Source organism: Myroides sp. LJL115, assembly GCF_054871665.1.
In genome coordinates this window covers 1-21,036 of the sequence record NZ_JBTXLS010000004.1, presented here as the reverse complement: position 1 = coordinate 21,036, position 21,036 = coordinate 1, and the positions used below count along the sequence as shown (strand labels likewise).

Annotated in this window: 14 protein-coding genes and 1 pseudogene; 9 read left to right on the top strand and 6 right to left on the bottom strand. The window is 33.6% G+C overall.

Going from position 1 to position 21,036, the window contains the following annotated elements:
- Positions 1-2 precede the first annotated feature (2 nt).
- The 6 genes from ACYSNX_RS01800 to gcvT form a co-directional block, all read right to left on the bottom strand.
- Entirely contained in the window at positions 3-3,188 is a 3,186-nt protein-coding gene (locus ACYSNX_RS01800) for an efflux RND transporter permease subunit (RefSeq protein WP_461752981.1), read from the bottom strand.
- A gap of 73 nt (positions 3,189-3,261) precedes the next feature.
- Positions 3,262-4,413: an efflux RND transporter periplasmic adaptor subunit gene (locus ACYSNX_RS01795; RefSeq protein WP_461752980.1), complete on the bottom strand. Its 1,152-nt coding sequence runs from the start codon at positions 4,411-4,413 to the stop codon at positions 3,262-3,264.
- A gap of 384 nt (positions 4,414-4,797) precedes the next feature.
- Positions 4,798-5,604, bottom strand: a complete 807-nt coding sequence (locus tag ACYSNX_RS01790; RefSeq protein ID WP_461752979.1) for a hypothetical protein — start codon at positions 5,602-5,604, stop codon at positions 4,798-4,800.
- A gap of 50 nt (positions 5,605-5,654) precedes the next feature.
- On the bottom strand, positions 5,655-6,515 hold the full coding sequence (gene ypfJ, locus ACYSNX_RS01785; RefSeq protein WP_461752978.1) for a KPN_02809 family neutral zinc metallopeptidase: 861 nt from the start codon (positions 6,513-6,515) through the stop codon (positions 5,655-5,657).
- A gap of 244 nt (positions 6,516-6,759) precedes the next feature.
- Entirely contained in the window at positions 6,760-7,470 is a 711-nt protein-coding gene (locus ACYSNX_RS01780) for a YebC/PmpR family DNA-binding transcriptional regulator (RefSeq protein ID WP_461752977.1), read from the bottom strand.
- Between the two features lie 103 nt (positions 7,471-7,573).
- A complete protein-coding gene (gcvT, locus tag ACYSNX_RS01775; RefSeq protein ID WP_461752976.1) occupies positions 7,574-8,656 on the bottom strand; it encodes a glycine cleavage system aminomethyltransferase GcvT in 1,083 nt (360 codons plus the stop codon).
- Between the two features lie 563 nt (positions 8,657-9,219).
- On the opposite strand from gcvT, the gene ACYSNX_RS01770 reads away from it, so the two are divergent.
- The 9 genes and pseudogenes from ACYSNX_RS01770 to ACYSNX_RS01730 all read left to right on the top strand — a co-directional run.
- Positions 9,220-11,058 (top strand): hypothetical protein, encoded by a 1,839-nt coding sequence (locus ACYSNX_RS01770; RefSeq protein WP_461752975.1) that lies wholly within the window; start codon positions 9,220-9,222, stop codon positions 11,056-11,058.
- 208 nt (positions 11,059-11,266) lie between these two features.
- Positions 11,267-12,319, top strand: a complete 1,053-nt coding sequence (locus tag ACYSNX_RS01765; RefSeq protein WP_461752974.1) for an SWIM zinc finger family protein — start codon at positions 11,267-11,269, stop codon at positions 12,317-12,319.
- 225 nt (positions 12,320-12,544) lie between these two features.
- Complete coding sequence (locus ACYSNX_RS01760) at positions 12,545-13,939, top strand: aminopeptidase P family protein (RefSeq protein ID WP_461752973.1); 1,395 nt, start codon at positions 12,545-12,547, stop codon at positions 13,937-13,939.
- A gap of 268 nt (positions 13,940-14,207) precedes the next feature.
- Positions 14,208-14,678, top strand: coding sequence for a hypothetical protein (locus tag ACYSNX_RS01755; RefSeq protein WP_461752972.1), 471 nt, complete (start codon positions 14,208-14,210; stop codon positions 14,676-14,678).
- A gap of 145 nt (positions 14,679-14,823) precedes the next feature.
- Entirely contained in the window at positions 14,824-16,077 is a 1,254-nt protein-coding gene (locus ACYSNX_RS01750; RefSeq protein WP_461752971.1) for a DUF6051 family protein, read from the top strand.
- Between the two features lie 135 nt (positions 16,078-16,212).
- Positions 16,213-16,416, top strand: a complete 204-nt coding sequence (locus ACYSNX_RS01745) for a hypothetical protein (RefSeq protein ID WP_461752970.1) — start codon at positions 16,213-16,215, stop codon at positions 16,414-16,416.
- A gap of 357 nt (positions 16,417-16,773) precedes the next feature.
- Complete coding sequence (locus ACYSNX_RS01740; protein WP_461752969.1) at positions 16,774-18,300, top strand: AbgT family transporter; 1,527 nt, start codon at positions 16,774-16,776, stop codon at positions 18,298-18,300.
- A gap of 523 nt (positions 18,301-18,823) precedes the next feature.
- A complete protein-coding gene (locus ACYSNX_RS01735; protein WP_461752968.1) occupies positions 18,824-19,744 on the top strand; it encodes an Rpn family recombination-promoting nuclease/putative transposase in 921 nt (306 codons plus the stop codon).
- A gap of 145 nt (positions 19,745-19,889) precedes the next feature.
- Positions 19,890-21,036 (top strand): annotated as a pseudogene (locus tag ACYSNX_RS01730) (IS256 family transposase); the annotation flags it as partial.

Below are 21,036 nucleotides of genomic sequence, written 5' to 3'. Positions count from 1 at the left end.
ATTTAATCGTTGGTAAATTTTGATTTTAATTTCTCATCCCAGTTTTGGAATACATAGTATAGTACAGGAATAAAGAAAATACCAGCAGCAACCCCAAATATCATCCCTCCAGCAGCACTAAAGCTAATAGAGTGATTTCCTTGAGCTGATGGTCCAACCGTAAACATAAGAGGTATTAAACCAGCTACAAAGGCAAAAGAGGTCATTAAAATTGGACGTAGACGCATTTTAGCTCCTTGTATAGCTGAGTCAAAAATAGATAAACCATTTTTGCGCTGCTGAAGGGCAAACTCCACAATTAAGATGGCGTTTTTAGCCAATAGTCCAATTAACATAATTAATCCTACTTGTACATAAATATTGTTTTGTAGTCCGGCTAGGTTCACAAATAAGGCCACACCTAATATACCCGTTGGTACACTTAATAAGATGGCAATTGGCAGTAAGTAACTCTCATATTGTGCACATAATAAAAAGTACACAAACACAATACTTAAAGCAAAGATAATTGCAGCTTGGCTACCAGAGTCTTTTTCCTCTAATGACATTCCTGTAAATTCATAGGAATAGTTTCCTGGCATATCTTGAGTCACCTCTTCAATAGCCTTCATTGCATCTCCAGTACTATACCCTGGTGCAGGATTAGTTTTAATAGAAATAGAATTATATAAGTTATATCTAGTTACTGTCTCAGGTCCTAATACTTTTTTAAGCTTAATTACTGTATTAGCAGGGATCATATCACCATTTTTATTCCTAACGAAAATGGAGTTAAAACTCTCCGGGTTTTCTCTGAAATTTACATCGGCTTGCATATACACTCTATAGGTTCGTCCAAAACGGGTAAAATCTCCCGCTTTTATACGTCCGTAGTAGTTCTTAACGGTATTCATTAAGTCCTTTACACTTAAACCTAAGGTTTTTGCCTTTACATAATCAATCTCCATTAGGTATTGAGGGAAATTGGCTTTAAAGGAAGTAAAGGCTGTACTGATTTCAGGTCGTTCATTTAATGAGGCGATAACCTGTTGGGCAACATCACTAAACTCATCGAATCCACCTCCCATACGGTCTTGTAATACGAATTCAATTCCTCCGAAATCTCCAAATCCAGAAATTGTAGGACGTGGGAATACGTTAAAACTAGCCTCGTTAATTACAGATAAATCCTTGGAGATATCCTCAATTACACCATCAATATCCTTAATCTTACCTCTTTCTTTATAAGGTTTTAAATTAATATACCCTACAGCAAAAGATGGACTGGCATTACCATCAATAGCATTATATCCTGAAATAGCGGTCATCCCAACTATATCCTCTCTTTGTTTTAAGATACTATCTGCTTTAGCAAGAGCTACTTTGGTACGAGCTAAAGAGGCTCCAGCTGGCATAGCTAGGGAGTAAGTAATAAAACTATCGTCTTCTCTTGGAATAAAGGAAGAAGGGGTGTTTTGTAAAAATACCACTCCAACACCTATAAAAAGAGCAAGCCCTGCAAGGGTTACTTTTTTATTGGTGATTAATTTTTTAATAGCCTTTACATAAGTATTGGTAAAGGAGTCAAATGCGGTATTGAATGCAAAGAAAAACTTAGCTAAACTGCGCTTAATAGTATTTTGCTTTTTAGCATCCATATATTTTTTGTCCCCGTTGGCACCTAAAGGTAGATCTTGGTTTTCATTATGTGGCTGCTTTAAAAATAAAGCACATAATGCAGGAGCCAAAGTAAGAGCATTTACCGCACTAATTAAAATGGCAAAAGCTAAGGTATAGGCAAACTGCTTATAGAATATACCTGCTGGACCTTGCATAAAACCTACTGGTAAAAACACGGCAGACATTACTAAAGTAATAGAGATAATTGCTCTTGTAATCTCCGACATGGTTACTAAAGTAGCTTCTTTAGCCTTAAGACTGGTTTGATGCATTTTCTCATGTATGGCCTCGACCACCACAATGGCATCATCCACTACAATTCCAATAGATAACACTAATGCGAACATAGTCAGTACGTTAATAGAGAAGCCCATTAAGTAGATGAAAAATAGAGTTCCAATTAGGGAGATAGGAATTGCAATAACGGGGATAATAGTAGATCTAAAGTCTTGTAAGAACAGATATACGATGATAAATACTAAGATAAAAGCTTCAAAAAGAGTGTGTTTTACCTGGTTGATCGATTCGTCAATTTGGTCTTTTACCGAATAGGTAATTTCATATTTTATACCTAAAGGGAAGGTTTTAGATACATTTTCTAATACCTCTCTCACAGCAATATCAATATCTCTTGCATTAGAGCCAGCCGTTTGTGTAATGTTCATGGTTAATCCTGGATAGCCATTAACACTATTATCACTTCCAACGTTAGATGCTCCAAATTCTACTCTTGCTACGTCTTTAAGCATAAGAACAGACCCGTCAATATTGGTTTTAATTACAATATCTTCATATTCCTCTGGTAGGCTAAATCTACCTTTATGTTTTAATGCAGTTTCGAAAGCTTCATCCGAGGTCTCTCCAAAGTTACCTGGTGCAATTTCAAAGTTTTGGTCTTTAATGGCTGCAATAATATCTTGAGGTACTAAATTATATAGGGCTAGTTTTTCTGGATTAAGCCATGTACGCATGGAGTAATCTCTAGCTCCAACTCTACTTACGGATGCTACCCCAGGTACTCGAAGTAGTTCTCTATTGATATTAATTTGGGTAAAGGCCTGTAAGAAAGTCTCATCGTAAATTTCTTCGGGGTGATCCGAGTAAAAGTTGATGGTCATAATATTTCCACTTTGACGTGGAGTTACAGAAACCCCATTCTCATTTACCTCAGAAGGTAAGTCAGCAGAGGCTTTACTTACTCTATTACTTACATTTACTGCAGCTTGATCTGGGTCAGTACCAGCTTTGAAAAACACGCTGATAGTTCCTGCTCCACTGTTACTAGCCTTTGAGCTAATGTAGGTCATATTATCCACACCATTAATGGATTCTTCTATAGGCAATAAGACACTCTTGGCTACCGTTTCAGCATTGGCTCCAGGGTAGGAGGTAGATACCTGCACACTAGGAGGGGCAATTTCAGGGAAACGGGTAATGGGTAATAAAGTTAGTCCAACAAGCCCCAATAATACAAACATGATGGATATTACAGTGGCTAATATGGGGCGGTTTATAATCGCTTTTAACATAATTGGCTTTTTTACTTTAATAAAAAGTGTTGGTATATCTTTTTAGCTTTTTTTTTAAAAGAAGCTTAGTGGCTTAGTTGCTTGATTTTACAAACATGCCTTCTGTAATTTTATCAAATCCCGTTTTTATAACGCGATCTCCCGTTTGTAATCCTTTTATTACAATGTAGTTTTTACCAGATACTCCGTCAATTTCAATAGCTTGAAATTTTACTTTTTGATCTTGGTCTATAACGTATACAAAGGTTTTATCTTGAATGGAGGTAGTTACTTCTTGTGGAATTAAAATTACGTTTGGTTTAGTTTCTTTTAATTTAATGGTTCCTGTATTACCAGAACGCATTACGTCTTTAGAGTTTGGAAAAGAAGCACGAATAGAAATCGAACCAGTATTTCTGTTTACCTGTCCATTAATCATATCTACTTTTCCTTTTTCAGCATATTCGTGACCGTCGGCTAGAATAAGAGTTACTTCACGCTCAAAACTTGCATTTGAACCAGCGAAATTTGTAGTATCTGAATGATTTTCTTTACTAAAATAAAGGAAATCCGATTCACTCATACCAAAGTATACATATACTTCACTTACGTCAGATAATACCGTCAAGGGCTCTTTATCACTTTTAGAAACCAAGTTTCCAATACGCTTTGGCATTCTACCAATGTATCCAGATACAGGAGCTTTAATTATAGTATAATCCAAGTTGATTTGTGCACTTGCTACTGCAGCAGTTGCTTTAGCTAAGGAAGCTTTTGCAATCTCATAGTTACTCTTTGCTGTTTCTAATTGTACTTCAGCGATTACTTCATTGTCAATTAGTGGTTTTAAACGTTCGATCTCCAAGGCAGCATTTTTCAATTTAGCCTTCTCTACGTTTTCCGTAGCAATCATATTATTTAAAACCTCTTGGTAAGGTTGTTTATTAATTTGGAAAAGTGGCTGTCCTTCTTGTACAAAGGAACCTTCATCTACGAAGATTTGCTCTAAGATCCCTTCCACTTGTGGACGTATCTCTACGTTTACCTTTCCTTCGATGCTCCCAATGTAATCCTTTACCGTTACTGCCGTAGCTGTGTCTACTACAATAGTAGGTAAGGCAAGGGCATTTTCTTTAGGGTCAAGATCTTTGCTTGTGCCTATATTACAACTATTGATACCGATTAATGTTCCAATCATTATAAGGGCGGATAATCCAACTAGGATAGTTTTTTTATTTGTTATCATTGATGAAATATAATTTTATTAGTTAAGGTGCTGTATTGTAGTTTAGGTTAAACAATTGCCATGCCAAAAAAATACCTACTTATCTTTGTTATTTATTAAGGATAGTGTAAATAGCTGTTTGTTAATTGGTTGTAGTGTTTTGTTTTTTGTTTTATTATTAAAATTAAGATATTATTTGCATTATTTTAGTGTAATTTAGTAATTAAATTTTCCAATTATACGCAATAAGCAAATAATTTAACCTTCTTGTACTGTGGTTATTGTGGACAAAATGGCATTTAACATAGGATAAACAGAATACAGATTGCTATAAAGACTAAAAAATCACGTATATCTTATAGCTATACGTGATTTCTAGTATAATAATTAGTGTGAGCAAACACACTATTGTTTTGTGTCTGTGGGATTTGAAAATATTCCAATAGCACTTGCGTATAAAGCAAAATAGGTGCTAAATAAAAAAGGTAAACTTAAAAATATACCCAATACTAGGAAAAAAGGACCTAAGCCTAGACTGAGTAAAAGCATGATTACCATTAAAATAGCAAGGTAGTTAAAGAGTATTACCAAAATAAAGGTAAAAGGTTTTTTATTGACCACCATTACACTATTGGAGATTGCTTTAAATGGCGACATATCTGTAAATATAATTAGTGGTACTACAAAAACAAGTAAAATGTTGATTAGAGAATTTATTGCAAGGGCTACTAAGTTTAATCCCACTAGTTGTAAAGAAAAACTAATAGAAGAAAAAATAATACTCATAGAGAACTGCGCAATAAAAATGCTTAGGGCTTGTTTTTTGATTATAAAACGAAATAAATCAAACATTCTAGGCATTTGTAAAACACTCACTTTATAATTGGAGTATATAAATCCTGCTACAAATATACTAGCCACAGCCGATACAATAGAACCCACTAATAGGTAAATAGCCATTTCAGAAGAGGTTAAACTCAATGGGTCAAAGTTTAAGAACATCTGACTTACTTGTTCTGGGTCTTTACTTACAAAACGAATCAATACTGTGCTGAGTATAAAAGAAAAGGCAAAACCTAAAAACATCAGACCAGAGGCACTGCTTAAAATGGTTCTTTTATAGTACTGAAATGATAATTGTAAGATTTGACTAGGACTTATAGATAGCCCATTTTCTTTTATCTCTTGTAATTTTTGCTCAATAGTTGTCATAGTCACATTGCTTTATAATAGCCTTGATTTAAAATTGGTGAAACAAATCCTTAGTTTAGTAATTCAAAAGTATTGCCTTGTTTGATATCCTTGGTGTTATATCCTTTTAAAAACCATTGTTGTCTTTGCTCACTTGTTCCATGAGTAAAGGTTTCTGGGGTAATTTGACCGCTATGTCTTTGTTGAATAGCATCATCACCAACAGCAGAGGCAGCACTTAAGGCAATAGTAATATCCTTAGGTTCTAAGTATTTTTGGATGTATCCTGCCCATAGACCAGCATAAAAATCAGCTTGTAATTCTTGAGCTACAGATAATTCATTGGCTCTAACTTTAGAGGAGTTAGCCTGTAGTTTTCTAACCTTTTCATTGGTTCCTAGTAAGTATTGTACATGGTGACCTACTTCATGGGCAATAACATAAGCTATAGCCATGTTACCTCTTTGAGCTCCGTATTTGGTATGAAGTTCTTCAAAAAACCCTAAGTCCATATAAACCGTTTGATCTGCTGGGCAATAAAAAGGACCTACTTGCCAAGAGGCAGACCCACAAGCAGTTTGTACTTGGTTTTCAAATATTTCCATTTTAGGTTCTTTGTATACAATGCCATTTTCTTTGAATACCTTATGCCATACACCTTCGGTGTCTGCAAACATTACTGCTACCATTTCTCCCATTTGCTTTTCTTGCTCTGTTAATTCTCTTGTGGTAGTAAGAGCTGTAGTCTGGGAGGTTTGTTGTGCAACTTGTTCTAAAACTGGAGCAATTTTAGCTCCTGTGTCTCCTCCAAATATATAAAGTAAAGTAATGACGATTCCCAATAAGGCTCCTCCGATAGCGGTTTTACCGGCAGATGATTTACCTCTAGAATCTTTCACATTATTACTTTGTCTTCTTCCTTCCCATTTCATAGTATAAAAATTTTACACAAAAGTAGCAAAAATCTATGGTAATACCACTATTTATAGGCATTGCCTCTTATTAAATACCAAGAGTAGATGAAAGAACCTGTGTCTATATGTGTTGTATAAAGGGATTTATTTACCATGGGCTTTATAACATAAGGTAAATAAGGCTGCACAAGTAGTGAAATGAAAAATGGGTTATTCCTATTTTAAATAAGAATAACCCATAGGATAAGTATTTTGTTAGCAATTATGCCATTGTAGTAAATACGTTTTGAACATCGTCGTCTTCTTCGATCTTCTCTAATAATTTGTCTACATCCGCTTGTTGCTCCTCTGTCAATTCTTTAGTTACCTGTGGAATACGGTCAAATCCTGAAGAAAGAATTTCAATATCTCTAGATTCTAATTCTTTTTGAATTGCTCCAAAACTTTCAAATGGTGCATAAATCATTACTCCATCCTCGTCTTCAAAGATTTCATCGATACCAAAATCAATTAATTCTAATTCGAATTCTTCTAAATCCATTCCCTCTTGTGCAGGAATACGGAAGTTACAAGTATGATCAAACATGAACTCCACTGATCCAGAAGTCCCTAGAGTACCATTACATTTGTTAAAGTAACTACGGATGTTAGCTACAGTTCTATTGTTATTATCTGTAGCACACTCAATTAAAACAGCAATACCATGAGGACCGTATCCTTCAAACATTACTTCTTTATAATTGGCAGTATCTTTATCTGTTGCACGTTTAATAGCACGCTCCACATTGTCTTTAGGCATATTAGCTGCCTTAGCATTCTGGATCACCGCACGTAATCGTGAATTAGTCTCAGGGTTAGGTCCACCTTCTTTTACAGCCATTACAATGTCCTTACCGATTCTTGTAAACGTTTTTGCCATAGCAGACCAACGTTTTAGCTTACGTCCTTTTCTAAATTCAAACGCTCTTCCCATAATAATTCTAACTTAATTTTTAGTATTGCAAAAATATAGCTTAATTTATAGAAATCATAAAAAAAATAGGAGCTTATTTTTAAGCCCCTATTATTTGATAATTTTATTTTTTGTAGAAAGGTGTTTTAACCACTTTAGCTTCTACGTCATTTTTACGAATACGGATAAAAATTGGTGTATCCACTGCAGCTAAAGCTGTTGGAACATATCCCATTCCGATTGCTTTCCCTGTAGAAGGTGACATTGTACCAGAGGTAACTATACCTACTTCGTTTCCATCTGCATCTACAATTGGGTAACCTGTTCTTGGAATTCCTTTTCCTACTAATTCAAATCCAATTAATTTATTTTGGATTCCTGCTTCTTTTTCAGCTTTTAAAATATCACTAGCAATAAAGTCTTTAGTGAATTTTGTCACCCATCCTAAACCAGCTTGTAATGGAGATCTCTCTTCATCTAGTTCGTTACCGTATAAACAGTATCCCATTTCAAGACGTAAAGTATCACGAGCTGCTAATCCAATTGGTTTGATTCCAAAAGATTCTCCAGCTTCAAATACTTTATTCCAGATGTTTAAAATATCTTGGTTTTTTACATAGATTTCAAAACCTCCTGAACCTGTGTATCCAGTTGCAGATATAACTACATCTTGAACTCCTGCGAACTCCCCAATTACAAAATTGTAAAATGCAATATCGCTTAAGTTGATGCTAGTTAAGCTTTGCATAGCCTCAATTGCTTTAGGACCTTGGATAGCTAAGATAGAATAGTCATCTGAAAGGTTCTCTACTACTGCTCCAACTTGGTTATGCTTGTTAATCCACTCCCAGTCTTTATCGATATTTGAAGCATTAACCACCATTAAGTACTCTTGGTGGTTTACTCTATAAGTAATGATGTCATCAATTACTCCACCTTTTTCATTTGGAAAGTAGCAGTATTGTGCTTTTCCATCTACTAAAACAGATGCATCATTGGAAGTAACTTTTTGGATTAACTCCAAAGCGTGAGGACCAGAAATTTTGAAAATACCCATATGGGAAACATCAAATACTCCAACACCGTTTCTAACGGTTTCGTGTTCTGCATTTACCCCTTCATATTGTACAGGCATATTAAAACCTGCAAATGGAACCATTTTTGCTCCTAAACCTACGTGAATGTCGTTTAAAGTTACTTGTTTCATTGTGTTGTTATCTATTAATTACAAATTACGTGCTAAAGTAAGTTTTTTTTTATGGATTCAAAAAATAAAAAAGCATTTGTATTAATTATAAATATAATTAATACAAATGCTCTGTAGTATAAAGAAGTCTTTAATAGACTTTGAAGTCAAAAAGTCAATCTACTTAAAAAAAAGTAAGGATCCACTCTACGATATAATTAAATACCCGGGTAAGTATAAGTGTCATAATTTTTGGTGTTATATGGTTTAGTTAGGTTAAGGGTAAATGTACTAATTATTAGGCTATTAAGAAAATGTTAGCTCAAATATTTTATCCGTATTAACAAAGAATTTTCTCTAAAGGTAGAATTATCTCGCTAAATACGTCGTTTTTATTTTGTAAAATACGTAGTAATGTGCATTGAAAAATGATATATATGAAAAATAAATAAAATTTATTTGAATAAATACGCAGAGTATAGGGCTTTTTCTTTGCTATTTGTTATTTGTATGTAAATGGTGTTATTTAATGTAGTAACTTTATAAACAGTGAGTTAAGTTATTTGTTTTAAAAGGAATTAGTTATGAAAAATCAATCATTAAGTGAAATCCAGTTTAAAGGAAATTGGCAAGAGTATTTTTTTAAACTCTACCAGTATCTTTATTTACAGCCTAACTGCATAGAAGGATTACATCTTCTAGCTGAATCTTATACCTTATTCGATAGAGAGAGATTAGGTAGTTTTCAGGGCGAGAGAATCATTGAAATTGGCCTAAAGAAAAGGCTTCCAATTTATATGAAAATACTAGAGCTTGATCCTGTTAATGAAAAAGCAAAAGAAAGACTTTTAAGTTGTAATTTAAGTTTTTACGCTCTGAGTTCCCAGCAGGCCAAAAAGGAAGTTCTCCAGCTTATAGATGTGGATAAAGAGGAATTCGCAAAGAACTTACACGAAATGATTTTAAAGGACTCTTTTCCCATGTTTAAAAATTTAGTCGAGAATGATTTATGGAAAGAAAATAGTGATTTTGTTGAATCAGCAGATACATTATACAATAAGTGTAAAGGATTACAAGGTGCTTTAGCTTCTATTGATTTAGATATGGAAATGTATAGTGCTTTATATCAATTTGATAGAAGTAAGAGGGATAAGGAAGTTTCCGAATTAATTGCCCAAAAGTTAATTTTATTAAGGGACTATAGTAATTATAGTAGAAGTGAGATTTCCAGCTCAATTGTAAAATACGCTGACAAGCTGGTCTTTGAGCTAGAGGATCATTATCTGGATTTTGCATATATCTTTTTAGAAAGCAAGCACATAGAAGCTCTATTGTCGTGTTTGCTGAAGTACTTTGCTACTGATAATATATTAAGGCTCAGTGTAAAAGAAGTTGATTTTTGGTATATTACTATTGTAGATTTAAAAAGTAGCAATACCTTTAAACAACTCAAGGATACAACTCAGATAGCCTTAGAGGAGCTTATTCTATATATTGAAAGTGAATTACCTATATTATTATCTGTACCCCATGATAAAAGCCTTTCAACAACTGACTATTGTATTGAAAAATATCCTGACCAGGCTTTTGGCTATTACTATAAGGCAAAGAATTATTATTATGATACTAAGGATTATGAGTTAGCTAGTGAAAATTTTGCAATGTCATTAAAAAATAAATTTACCGTACAAGCTGCTTATTATTATATACGTTGCGCTTATGAGTTAAATGTACCTATAAAGCCTTTTGCTTTCGGAGAAGATCAGCCAATTCAGATGCTAGAGTACTCTTGGAAATTACTCTTCTATTTTGAGGATTTTACCTTTGAAAATCAAGAAGAACACACAAAAGCTTATAAGTTACTTTATAGCTTTTTCAAATGTACTTGGGATAATTTTAATTTATATTTTAATAAGGATGTTTTTATAAGTCTACAGAGGTGCTCTTTAGATCAATGGGTATTTTGTGGGGAAGATATTGTATTGGTTTGTTGTAAATTAACCTGGTATAAAAGAGCTTTGTTTTATGCTAATCTTTCTTTGGAAATACAAGATTATTTACCCATACATAGATTAAAGATTAGGTGTTTAGTGGCTCTAGAGCAATTCGATCAAGCAATACAATATTATGAAGAATTTATAACAAGTAAACATTCTTTTGAATTAGATCATTGGTCTAAACTGTATTTATCCTCCTTTTACTTAAGAGCTAAATTATCTAAGGGATTAACCCAGGAGTTATACTTTGAAGCTGAGCAAATATCTAAACAGGTTAACCAAAAGTTCCGCTCTATAATGAAAGCAAAATTTAAAGAAGATAGTTGGTATGATAGCTCAGATTGTGAGCAAATAAATTTAGAGGATGAAATAGAGTTATCCAGGGGCGTTTTGGCAGATATTCTAAATGCATTACCTAATAATTAAAAAAGTAAGACAAGACACAGTAATAGTGTTATATATTTTATGGCTTAATCTACGTAGGATGATTTTATGGGTTAAATAACATCGGAGATTCTGTTTGTTTATGGTGGGTATGGAATAAAAAAAAAAGGATATTTTTTATTTGGCTTATTTGCTCGTAGCTTTGCTTTTTAAATAAATAGGGTGTATACCTTAAATAGGGAACTAGGTAATGAATAGTATTTTAAGAAGAGCATTAAAAAGAGATCTTAAAGCATGTGCAGAATTATCTTTAAGGGAGTTAGAACAAACCTCAAAGGGACATTATATCTGCTTTGTAGATGATAAAGATGAATCTTGGGATGTGCAAGTTGTTTTACAAGGAGAAAAATTACAAACTTCGAGTTGTGATTGCCCTATTGAAAAGCCACATTGTATACATGTTTTAGCAGTTTTACAACACTTAAGCTCTATTAATGTGGCCCAGCAACCTAGTCAAGAAGTGCAAGGGAAAATTGCCAAATCTACTTCTAAACCCCTTAAGAAAACCCCTAAGAAAAAAAACTCTGTGACCCAGGATTTACTCCAAAGTATGGATAAGAATACCCTTCAAGAATGGGTTTTAGAGGTGTTTAAGAAAAATAAGGCTTTAGAAAAACAGTTTGTTTTGAGTTTTGCAAAAAAGGACATAACCTATGACCCTGAAAAGGTAATAGATATTACCCAAGGGGTTATTTTAAGTGTAAGAGGTAAGCGAAAAACCCTAGAGGCCATGAAAATTAAAAAGATCATCGATCTCTTGCAAATTGCCATTGAGCCTATTAATACCTTTATGTTTATTCATATCGATTCCCCTGTGGCTTATGAATTATTTTGCGCCTTCTTAGATACCTTAGATGACTTTGATAAAAGTATTGTACACCACAGTAAAAGGTTGGGGATATTTTGCGATAATTATATTGAGAAATATGCCTTAAGTGTGCATCAAATTAAAGACTCTAAAGTTTACTCCCAGCAAATAGCTTTTTATTTAAGTAGTATTTTTGTAGAGGATTATCGCTTTTTAAAACAGCACTGTTTTATATTAGTACAGCAGTTGTATATACAAGCTACCACCGAGCAAAAGAAAGTTTTTGCTAGAGCTTTAGAAAGTGAATTAAGTAAGCACTTAGGCGAAAAGTATTACTTTAAAGGAGAGTTTTCTACCTTTTTACTGGAAGTAAGTAAGCGACATGAGTTTTATCCAAAGGTAAAAGAGTTCTTTGCAAAGCAATATTTTTTCTAAGCTTTGCACTGCGCTATTTATATTTTGAACCTTGGTGTAGTAAAGTGCTGTTTATCACGTCTTAATTTTAAAAGGGGGTATTGCCGGATTTACAATAATAAAAAGACTGCATTTGGTCTTATTTACTTTGGTATAAGTCAGTAGGTAAGGGGTATAAAATCTAAAAGAATGCTTCTTTAATAAAAAAGAAGTTATTACCTTGTGCCTAACTAACACACCATAATTATGTTTGATACACAAACCTATATAAATAGAAGACAAGCATTAAAAAAGAATTTCCCACAAGGTGGTATTTTACTTTTTCTAGGGAACATAGAAAACCCTATTAACTTCAGAGATAACACTTACCGTTTTAGACAAGATAGTACCTTTTTGTACTACTTTGGTATATCAGCCCCTTATTTGGCAGCTATTATTGACTTAGATCAAGATAAAACCATTGTATTTGGAGATGAAATGTCCATGGATTTAATTGTTTGGATGGGACGTCAACAAACTTTAGAACAAAAGAGTTTGCTTTCAGGGGTAAATACTACTTTACCTTTTAATCAATTAAAAGATTACCTTTCTAAAGCTATAGCTACCAATAGAGAGGTACACTATCTGCCTGCATACCAAAGCTATAATCAAATTTTATTAAGTGATTTATTACACACTCCAATAAAAGATTTAAAAGCTTCAGTAAGTTTTATTAAAGCAGTTGTACAACAAAGACAATATAAAGAGCCTCAAGAAATCGAACAAATAGAAAAAGCTTTGGCTGTTTCTGTGGACATGCATCTTTTGGCCATGAGAATGACTAGACCAGGAGTTAAAGAATATGAGATTTCTAGTGCGATAACTCATTTAGCTGCTTCTAGAAATTGTGAGTTAGCTTACCCAAGTATTGTAACTATTCATGGAGAGATCTTACATAATCACTACCAACAAAATACTTTAAAACCAGGAGAATTATTATTAAATGACTCTGGAGCAGAAGTTGCTAGTGGGTATGCTTCGGATTTAACGCGTACTATTCCCGTATCGGATACTTTCTCACCAGTTCAAGCTCAGGTATACAATATCGTTTTAGAATCCTTTAATCAGGCTAAAGCCATGTTAAAACCTGGAACTAGTTTTAAAGATATTCACTTACATGCAAGTAAGGTATTATGTGAGGGATTAATAGATATGGGTATTATGAAAGGTAATGCTCAAGATGCAGTAGATAATCACGCACACACTATGTTTTTCCAATGTGGTCTAGGTCATATGATGGGACTAGATGTACACGATATGGAAGACTTAGGTGAACAATATGTAGGATACACAGATACTTTGAAAAAGGAAACCCAACAGTTTGGATTAAAATCTCTTCGCTTAGGGAAAGAACTTGAAAAAGGACATGTTGTAACTATTGAGCCTGGTATTTATTTTATTCCGGAGTTAATCTCTAGATGGAGTAAGGAGAATAAATACAGTGAGTTTATTAATTACGATCGCTTAAATGATTTTGTTTCTTTTGGAGGAATTCGAATCGAGGATAATTTCTTAATAGAAAGTTCTTCTTATCGTTTACTTGGTCCTGAATTAATTAAAACGGTAAAGGATATCGAGCAATATCGAGCGGATCACCGTTAAGAATTACTGGTAGAGTAACTTATTTTAAACATAGATGAAAACCCTCCTTTAAAACCCTGGTTTTAAAGGAGGGTTTTTTGTTTTGGGATAGAAAGTGATTTATCTCAAGAGTAAATAAGATAAAGTGCAGCATTATGGAATTATGATTTATTGTTAATTTATTTGCTAAGTAAGTAGGTTATTGGCGTTTTGTGTTTTTTAATATTGAAATAATTTTCTAAATATTATAAAATATAGTTATATTTATGTAAATAAAAACCGTTTAACTATGATTAAGAAAATTTCAGGTATGGCAGCCTTAGCAATGTGTTTAACATTTGCTTTTGTAAGCTGTGCAGATAAAAAGGAAACACCAGCCCAGGAGCAGCAAGAGGCTGCCGCTACTATGGCTAATACTTCTATTTATGTACTTGTACATGATGGGCATGGACAAAACACTCCAGAAAACTACGTTCAAGTAGCGGTAGTTTTAGAAGGAGAGAATAATCAAACAGCGCAGATTGTGGTTAGTTCACCACCTGAAAATACCCAAACAAGCTGTTCTTTACAAACAACTGCTAAGAAAGTTAGTGATACACAATACCAGACTACCTTACAAGGAGTAGCGGTTAATTTCTTTTTTGAAAAAGATATGTTGACAATTGATACAGAACTAGAAGGAGATCGCGGTGTTTTACGTGAATACTGTCTAGAGGGTGCTTCTTTATTAGGAAACTATAAGTTAGCAGCTCAAAACTAAGTTAGGCTATGGAATGGATTCCTTTTAAAAACTATAATTATTGTTTTTTTTAGGTATAAATACATAATTTACACAATAAAAAAGGTGATAAGGGTTTTTATAATAAAGCGCTTATCATCTTTTTTTATTTTTAATTCTATTTGTTATGCATTATTTTGAGTTATACCAGCATCTAAAAGAATTGTATAATTCTACTTCTAACCCAAGTGTAAGTAGTTCTTTAGGGATTCAAATTCAGCGGTATGATTTTACCTCCTTATCGGCTAGTGGCATACTTTTAGGAGGACCAGAGTTATTTTGCACCTCCCATCAAAAGAATTTTACTAGTAAAGTTAAGCAAAAGGATAAAGATTTCTCTACCGAACACTCTTTAAATGCGCCAGATTTTAGTGTCAAAGAAAATCTAGATTTCCCAATTTGTGTAATGAGGGACTTATCCCCTTTGCCAAGTACACAGGTTATTGTGCTTTTTCACGGCTTAAACGAAAAGAGATGGGATAAGTATCTACCTTGGGGATATGAACTGGTTAAAAAAACAGGTAAGGCAGTAGTGTTTTTCCCTATTAGTTTTCATATGGAAAGAGCACCTTTGCACTGGTCAGATCGAAAATTAATGTTCGAAGTTGCCAATCAAAGAGCAACAGATGTAACCAAAAATGCGGATACTAGTTATGTTAATGCAGCTATTTCTACGCGAATGCAAGAAGATCCAAGCCGACTTTTTTGGTCTGGTTTACAAACTTTTTACGATTTTCTGCAGTGGATAGAAGCCTTAAGACAAGGAAAATTTCAAGTCCTGGATAAAACAGCTAGCATTGATTTATTCGGTTATTCCATTGGATCCTTTTTGGCAATTATTTTAAAGTTAGCTAATCCTAAAGAAATCTTAACTAACTCTAAGTTAGTTTGTTTTTGTGGAGGAATGACCATAGATAGGATGTTTCCTGTATCCAAGTATATTATGGATGCCAAAGCCACTATAGCAATGCAAAAAGTATTTGCCGAGTTATTGACAACCAATTTTGCTTCTAATGAAAGACTAGCCCATTACCAGTGTGATGTGTCTCATCCTGTGGAAAGTTGGTTTAAAGCCATGCTAAGGTATAATCATTTTCAAGAGCTAAGAGAAGATAGGCTAAGACAAATGGAAGATCAAATTTATAGTATTAATCTATTAAAAGATGAGGTAGCCCCGCCGGTAGAGGCTTTAAATATGCTTCAAGGACCTTTTAGAGATATTGGTATTAAAGTAGATATACTAGATTATCCTTTTAAATATTCTCATATGCTACCTTTTTCTTTGTCTCAAAAAGAGGCAACACAAGTGGATGATCATTTTAATAAAACCATGCAAAAAATCGCAGATTTTTATAATAAAGACTTCTTTAAAGAAAAATAAGGCTTATGGAATGAAAGGATGTATTATTAGATGCTATAAAAAAGATGGAATTACTATTGCAGGCTTTGAGTAAAAAAAATTACCCATTATCAGACACCTGCATTTATTGCCCAGGTATTTTTAAAGGATTTAAACTTGGCTCTATTTTCAGAGGATATGGAGGATTTTTCTAAACAGGTTCTTTTATTACAAGGTATGGAGCAAAATAATTTCTTATCCCTTATGGCTTTACTACAGTATTTAGAAAAAAGTCCTGTTAATAATTGTTTTGCTTTAGAGCAAAAGATGCAAGTTGTAAAACAAGTTTTACAACAAAACTACAAGGTTTTTGTGTTTTAAAATAGAGTTTGAAGAAGCAAGGTCGCCTTGTAGGTTGCTCCTTATTATTGACTTTATTACAAGGGGGATCTTTTGTATTTAGGCTAGAATAAACAGGTGGGAGGGCTATATACAAATCCTTTTAATAGGAGTTAAAAATTGATCGCTTGGCATAAAGAGACAGAAATAGGGCTTATGGGTGTTATTTCTGTTTTATTTTATATGTAGGTTTTATCCACTAAAGCATATATGTGTATTTGATTTTTTGTTAATTATTTGTGTAATAATTGTAATAAAGTGACTTTAATAGGTGATTTAATAAGGTTATTGTTATTTATGTAATTTTGTTATCTTTCGATTTTACATAAAATTAATTAAATGGATAGTACGTCTAAAAAAAGTTTAGTAGATAGATTCTTATCTGGTGTTGAAAGAATGGGGAATATGCTACCCCATCCAGCAACCTTATTTGCTGGTTTTGCTTTATTGGTAATATTGCTTTCATGGATAGCAAGTTTCTTTGACCTCTCGGTGATACACCCTGGGACGCAACAAGAAATTAAGGCCTTTAATTTAGTTAGTACCGAGGGACTTCATAAGATTTTAACCCAGATGGTTACTAATTTTACCAACTTTGCGCCCTTAGGCACTGTGCTTGTTTCTTTATTAGGTATTGGTATTGCTGAGGGCTCCGGTTTAATTGGTACTTTATTAAAACGCATTGTTTTAGCAGCTCCTCCCAAACTACTTACTTTTGTGATTGTATTTGCTGGAATTTTGTCTAATACAGCAAGTGAGGTAGGATATGTACTTCTTGTTCCTTTAGCTGCTATTATATTTTTAGCTGCCGGAAGAAATCCTATTGCTGGTTTAGCAGCCGCCTTTGCAGGAGTTTCAGGTGGATATAGTGCCAATTTACTCTTAGGAACTATTGATCCATTATTGGCTGGTTTATCGGAAGAAGCAGCCAGAATTATCAATCCTACTTACATAGTGAATCCAGCAGCTAACTATTACTTTTTATTTGTTTCTACTTTTGTTATTGCTGGTTTAGGAACTTGGGTAACCGAGAAAATAGTAGTGCCAAGATTAGGAAAATATACAGGAGATGAAAAAGCTATGCCTATTGAACCTTTAACTAGTCTAGAAAAAAGAGGGTTATTATACGCGGGTATAGCAGCCTTGATTTTCACTGGATTTATTCTAGGGGGGTTAATCCCAGAGCACGGGTATTTAAGAGGGAGTGATGGAGGTATTTTAAAATCTCCTTTTATGTCTAGTATCGTTTCTTTATTATTTATTGGTGCTGCCATTGGAGGTATTGCCTATGGTATTGGCGCCAAAAGCATAAAGAGTGATGCAGATGTGATGAAGGGAATGTCTAAGAGTATGGAGACTCTTGGCTCTTATATTGTACTGGTGTTTTTTGCGGCTCAGTTTGTAGCTTATTTTAACTGGACTAACCTTGGTCTTATCTTCGCTATCGAAGGAGCTGGAACACTTCAAAAATCAGGATTAGGTCCTATCCCTTTAATGTTGATGTTTGTACTTGTATCTGCCCTTATTAACTTAGTTATGGGAAGTGCTTCTGCAAAATGGGCTATTATGGCTCCGGTATTTATTCCAATGTTTATGTTATTGGGGTATTCCCCAGAGCTTGTACAAGTAGCCTATAGAATAGGGGATAGTGTTACTAATATTATTTCTCCAATGATGAGTTATTTTGCTTTGATTGTTGCCTTTATGCAACGTTATAATAAGAGTGCAGGTATTGGAACTATTGTATCTACGATGTTACCATATTCGATGGTATTTTTAGTTGGATGGTCTATTCTATTAGTTATTTGGATTTTACTAGGACTGCCATTAGGCCCAGATGGTCCATTATATTATACTGCAAATTAATCAAGTGTAGTCTTACATTAAGCCACTTAAAAAGGGAGGAGAATTACAAATGTATTAGGAACATTTTCTAAAGAGTTTTATTTGGTATAGTTAATCTTTAAAAAAAAGAACTGTAACAATCTTAAATAGGTTTTGCAATATAAAAAGATGGGTGTTATCTTAAGTGATTATAGGACACAGCCTAAAAAGTATAAAGCAGCGCAGACTTAAGTTAGTATAGCTTTAAACAACTTCATAAAAGTGCAATTAGAGGTAAATTCTAAATTAAGAACTTTCATGGTATCCATCCCTATACCTGATTAGGTGAGAGGTCGGCTGAATATTTTTTCAGCCTGCTACTTCATAGGTATGTCTATTGTGCACAGTAAGTTCTCTTGATTCAAGTAATCAACACTCTTTACAAGTTTGAAATTGGTATTTAGTATCTAAGTACTCGGCTGAATATTTTGCTATAATTTATATCCAAATATATTTCAATAATGGGTGTAATGTGCTTATTTTTATAGTTTTAACTATTATAGGTATGAGTAAGGCAAAAAATAATTTAGGTAAGTATGTCAGTTTTAATACCGACTGGGGATTCAAATATTATTTCGGAAGAGAGGAGTATAAGTTGAATTTAATAAATTTTTTAAACAGTTTATTTGAAGGTGAAAAAGTAATAAAAGATTTGCATTATCAATCTGTAGAACTAGATGGAGATTTAGAATTAGATCGCAAAGTAGTATTTGATTTATATTGCACAGCAGAAAATGGTGAGCATTTTATCATAGAGATGCAGCAAATAAGTCAGGATTTTTTTAAGGATCGGACTATCTTTTATACCTCTCGTTTGATTAATAGATTAGGTAAACGTGGGAAAAAAGGTGATTCTTATGAGTTGCCCGAGGTTTATTTTATTGGTATACTTGAATTTGATTTAGAAAGTTTACCCTCGGATAAATATTATTATGATGTAGCTCTAATAGAAAAGCAAACTAAAGATGTCTTTTACGAAAAACTAGGATTTAAGTATTTAGTTCTACCAAATTTCAGAAAAGAAGAGTCCCAGATAAACAGTTATATGGATCAATGGATGTATACACTAAAAAATTTAAGCAAGTTCGATAAGATACCCGCTTGTTTGGATATCAGAGTATTTGGTCTTATATTTGATATAGGAAAAGTTGCTAATTTAAATAAGGATGATATGATTTCGTATGAAGCAAGTTTAAAACGCAAACGCGATGAAGCAAATATTCGTTTAACCAACGAAAGAAAAGCACGCGAGCGAGAGCAGAGCGCACTAATTAAAGGGCGAGAAGAAGGGCGAGAAGAAGGACGAGAAGAAGGACAAGAACTTGGGAAGCGTATGGTAGCTATTAAATTAAAAAAAATGGGACTTTCTATCGAGGACATTGTAGAAGCAACAGGTTTATCTGTGGATGAAATTAATAAAATATAAAAGTTTTTAACTTATACTATAAAGCCATTTAAGTATTTTAAATGGTTTTTTTATGGTTTAAAGTCAACTACTTTGTTATTTCGAAAGTGTACCGCCAACTGTGTCACAAAATTAATTATATCATATAAAAATGTAAATTAGTCTTATGAACACAAACAACAAAAAGATCGGATTCGATTTCGAAAGTTTCAAAGAACAGGCTATGGCCGATATTTATCAAGGAAAGAAAATGAATGGCCAGATGGTGTCTTTCCCCCTTTTAAAGTACTTTCTAGAAGCTATGTTAGAAGGTGAACTAGAGAACCGAACCATTTAGAGGAAGAGAAGGAAAAAGGCGTAGCTAATCGCCGTAATGGTAAAACAACCAAAACGGTAAGAAGTATGCAATCTGGTCCTATAGAATTAGAAACAAGTAGAGATCGTAATGGAACTTTTGAACCTCAAATACTACCCAAGCGTCAGCTTATTATTACTGATCAGTTAGAGGAAAATGTAATCACATTATACGCTAAAGGAAGTGGTACACGCGACATTGCCAATTACATTATGGAAATGTACGCAATGGAGATCTCTGCAACGGAAATCTCTCGTATTACTGACAAAGTTTTACCTGCAATGAAGGGTTGGAGAGAATGCCCTTTAGAGTCTATTTATCCCTTTGTATTTCTAGATTGTATGTTCTACAAAGTAAAAAAAGCAGGGAGTGTTACCCCTACTGCAGCCTATAATATATTAGGTATTAATCAAGAAGGGAAAAAAGAGTTACTTGGTGTTTATCTAGCAGAAACAGAAGGTGCTAAGTTCTGGCTACATGTTTTAACTGAGTTAAAAAGTCGTGGAGTTCAAGATATTATTGTAGCCTGCGTAGATGGCTTAAAAGGCTTTCCTGAAGCCATTCAAGCTGTGTTTCCAAGAACACAAGTACAGCTGTGTATTGTACATCAAATAAGAACTAGTTTACGATTTGTACCGCATAAAGATAAGAAGGCAGTTGCAGCAGATCTTAAACCTATTTATACAGCTATAAATGAAGAACAAGGTTATAATAACCTTTTAGAATTTGAAGAAAAATGGGCAGCAAAGTATCCTTTGGCTGCTAAAGGTTGGTTAGATAACTGGGAACATTTATCTACTTATTTTGATTTTGATCCTCATATTAGAAAAGCCATCTATACAACTAATGCCATTGAAGCGATGCATAGACAGGTGAGAAAAGTAACCAAAACAAAAGGGGCTTTTACAACAGAAGAATCCCTATTAAAACTAGTCTATCTAGCCATCAAAGATGTATC

What these genes read in the sequence shown, in the direction of transcription:
- ACYSNX_RS01800 (WP_461752981.1), bottom strand. Translation starts at nt 3,188, where the DNA reads ATGTTAAAAGCGATTATAAACCGCCCCATATTAGCCACTGTAATATCC.
- ACYSNX_RS01795 (WP_461752980.1), bottom strand. Translation starts at nt 4,413, where the DNA reads ATGATAACAAATAAAAAAACTATCCTAGTTGGATTATCCGCCCTTATA.
- ACYSNX_RS01790 (WP_461752979.1), bottom strand. Translation starts at nt 5,604, where the DNA reads ATGACAACTATTGAGCAAAAATTACAAGAGATAAAAGAAAATGGGCTA.
- ypfJ (WP_461752978.1), bottom strand. Translation starts at nt 6,515, where the DNA reads ATGAAATGGGAAGGAAGAAGACAAAGTAATAATGTGAAAGATTCTAGA.
- ACYSNX_RS01780 (WP_461752977.1), bottom strand. Translation starts at nt 7,470, where the DNA reads ATGGGAAGAGCGTTTGAATTTAGAAAAGGACGTAAGCTAAAACGTTGG.
- gcvT (WP_461752976.1), bottom strand. Translation starts at nt 8,656, where the DNA reads ATGAAACAAGTAACTTTAAACGACATTCACGTAGGTTTAGGAGCAAAA.
- ACYSNX_RS01770 (WP_461752975.1), top strand. Translation starts at nt 9,220, where the DNA reads ATGAAAAATCAATCATTAAGTGAAATCCAGTTTAAAGGAAATTGGCAA.
- ACYSNX_RS01765 (WP_461752974.1), top strand. Translation starts at nt 11,267, where the DNA reads ATGAATAGTATTTTAAGAAGAGCATTAAAAAGAGATCTTAAAGCATGT.
- ACYSNX_RS01760 (WP_461752973.1), top strand. Translation starts at nt 12,545, where the DNA reads ATGTTTGATACACAAACCTATATAAATAGAAGACAAGCATTAAAAAAG.
- ACYSNX_RS01755 (WP_461752972.1), top strand. Translation starts at nt 14,208, where the DNA reads ATGATTAAGAAAATTTCAGGTATGGCAGCCTTAGCAATGTGTTTAACA.
- ACYSNX_RS01750 (WP_461752971.1), top strand. Translation starts at nt 14,824, where the DNA reads ATGCATTATTTTGAGTTATACCAGCATCTAAAAGAATTGTATAATTCT.
- ACYSNX_RS01740 (WP_461752969.1), top strand. Translation starts at nt 16,774, where the DNA reads ATGGATAGTACGTCTAAAAAAAGTTTAGTAGATAGATTCTTATCTGGT.
- ACYSNX_RS01735 (WP_461752968.1), top strand. Translation starts at nt 18,824, where the DNA reads ATGAGTAAGGCAAAAAATAATTTAGGTAAGTATGTCAGTTTTAATACC.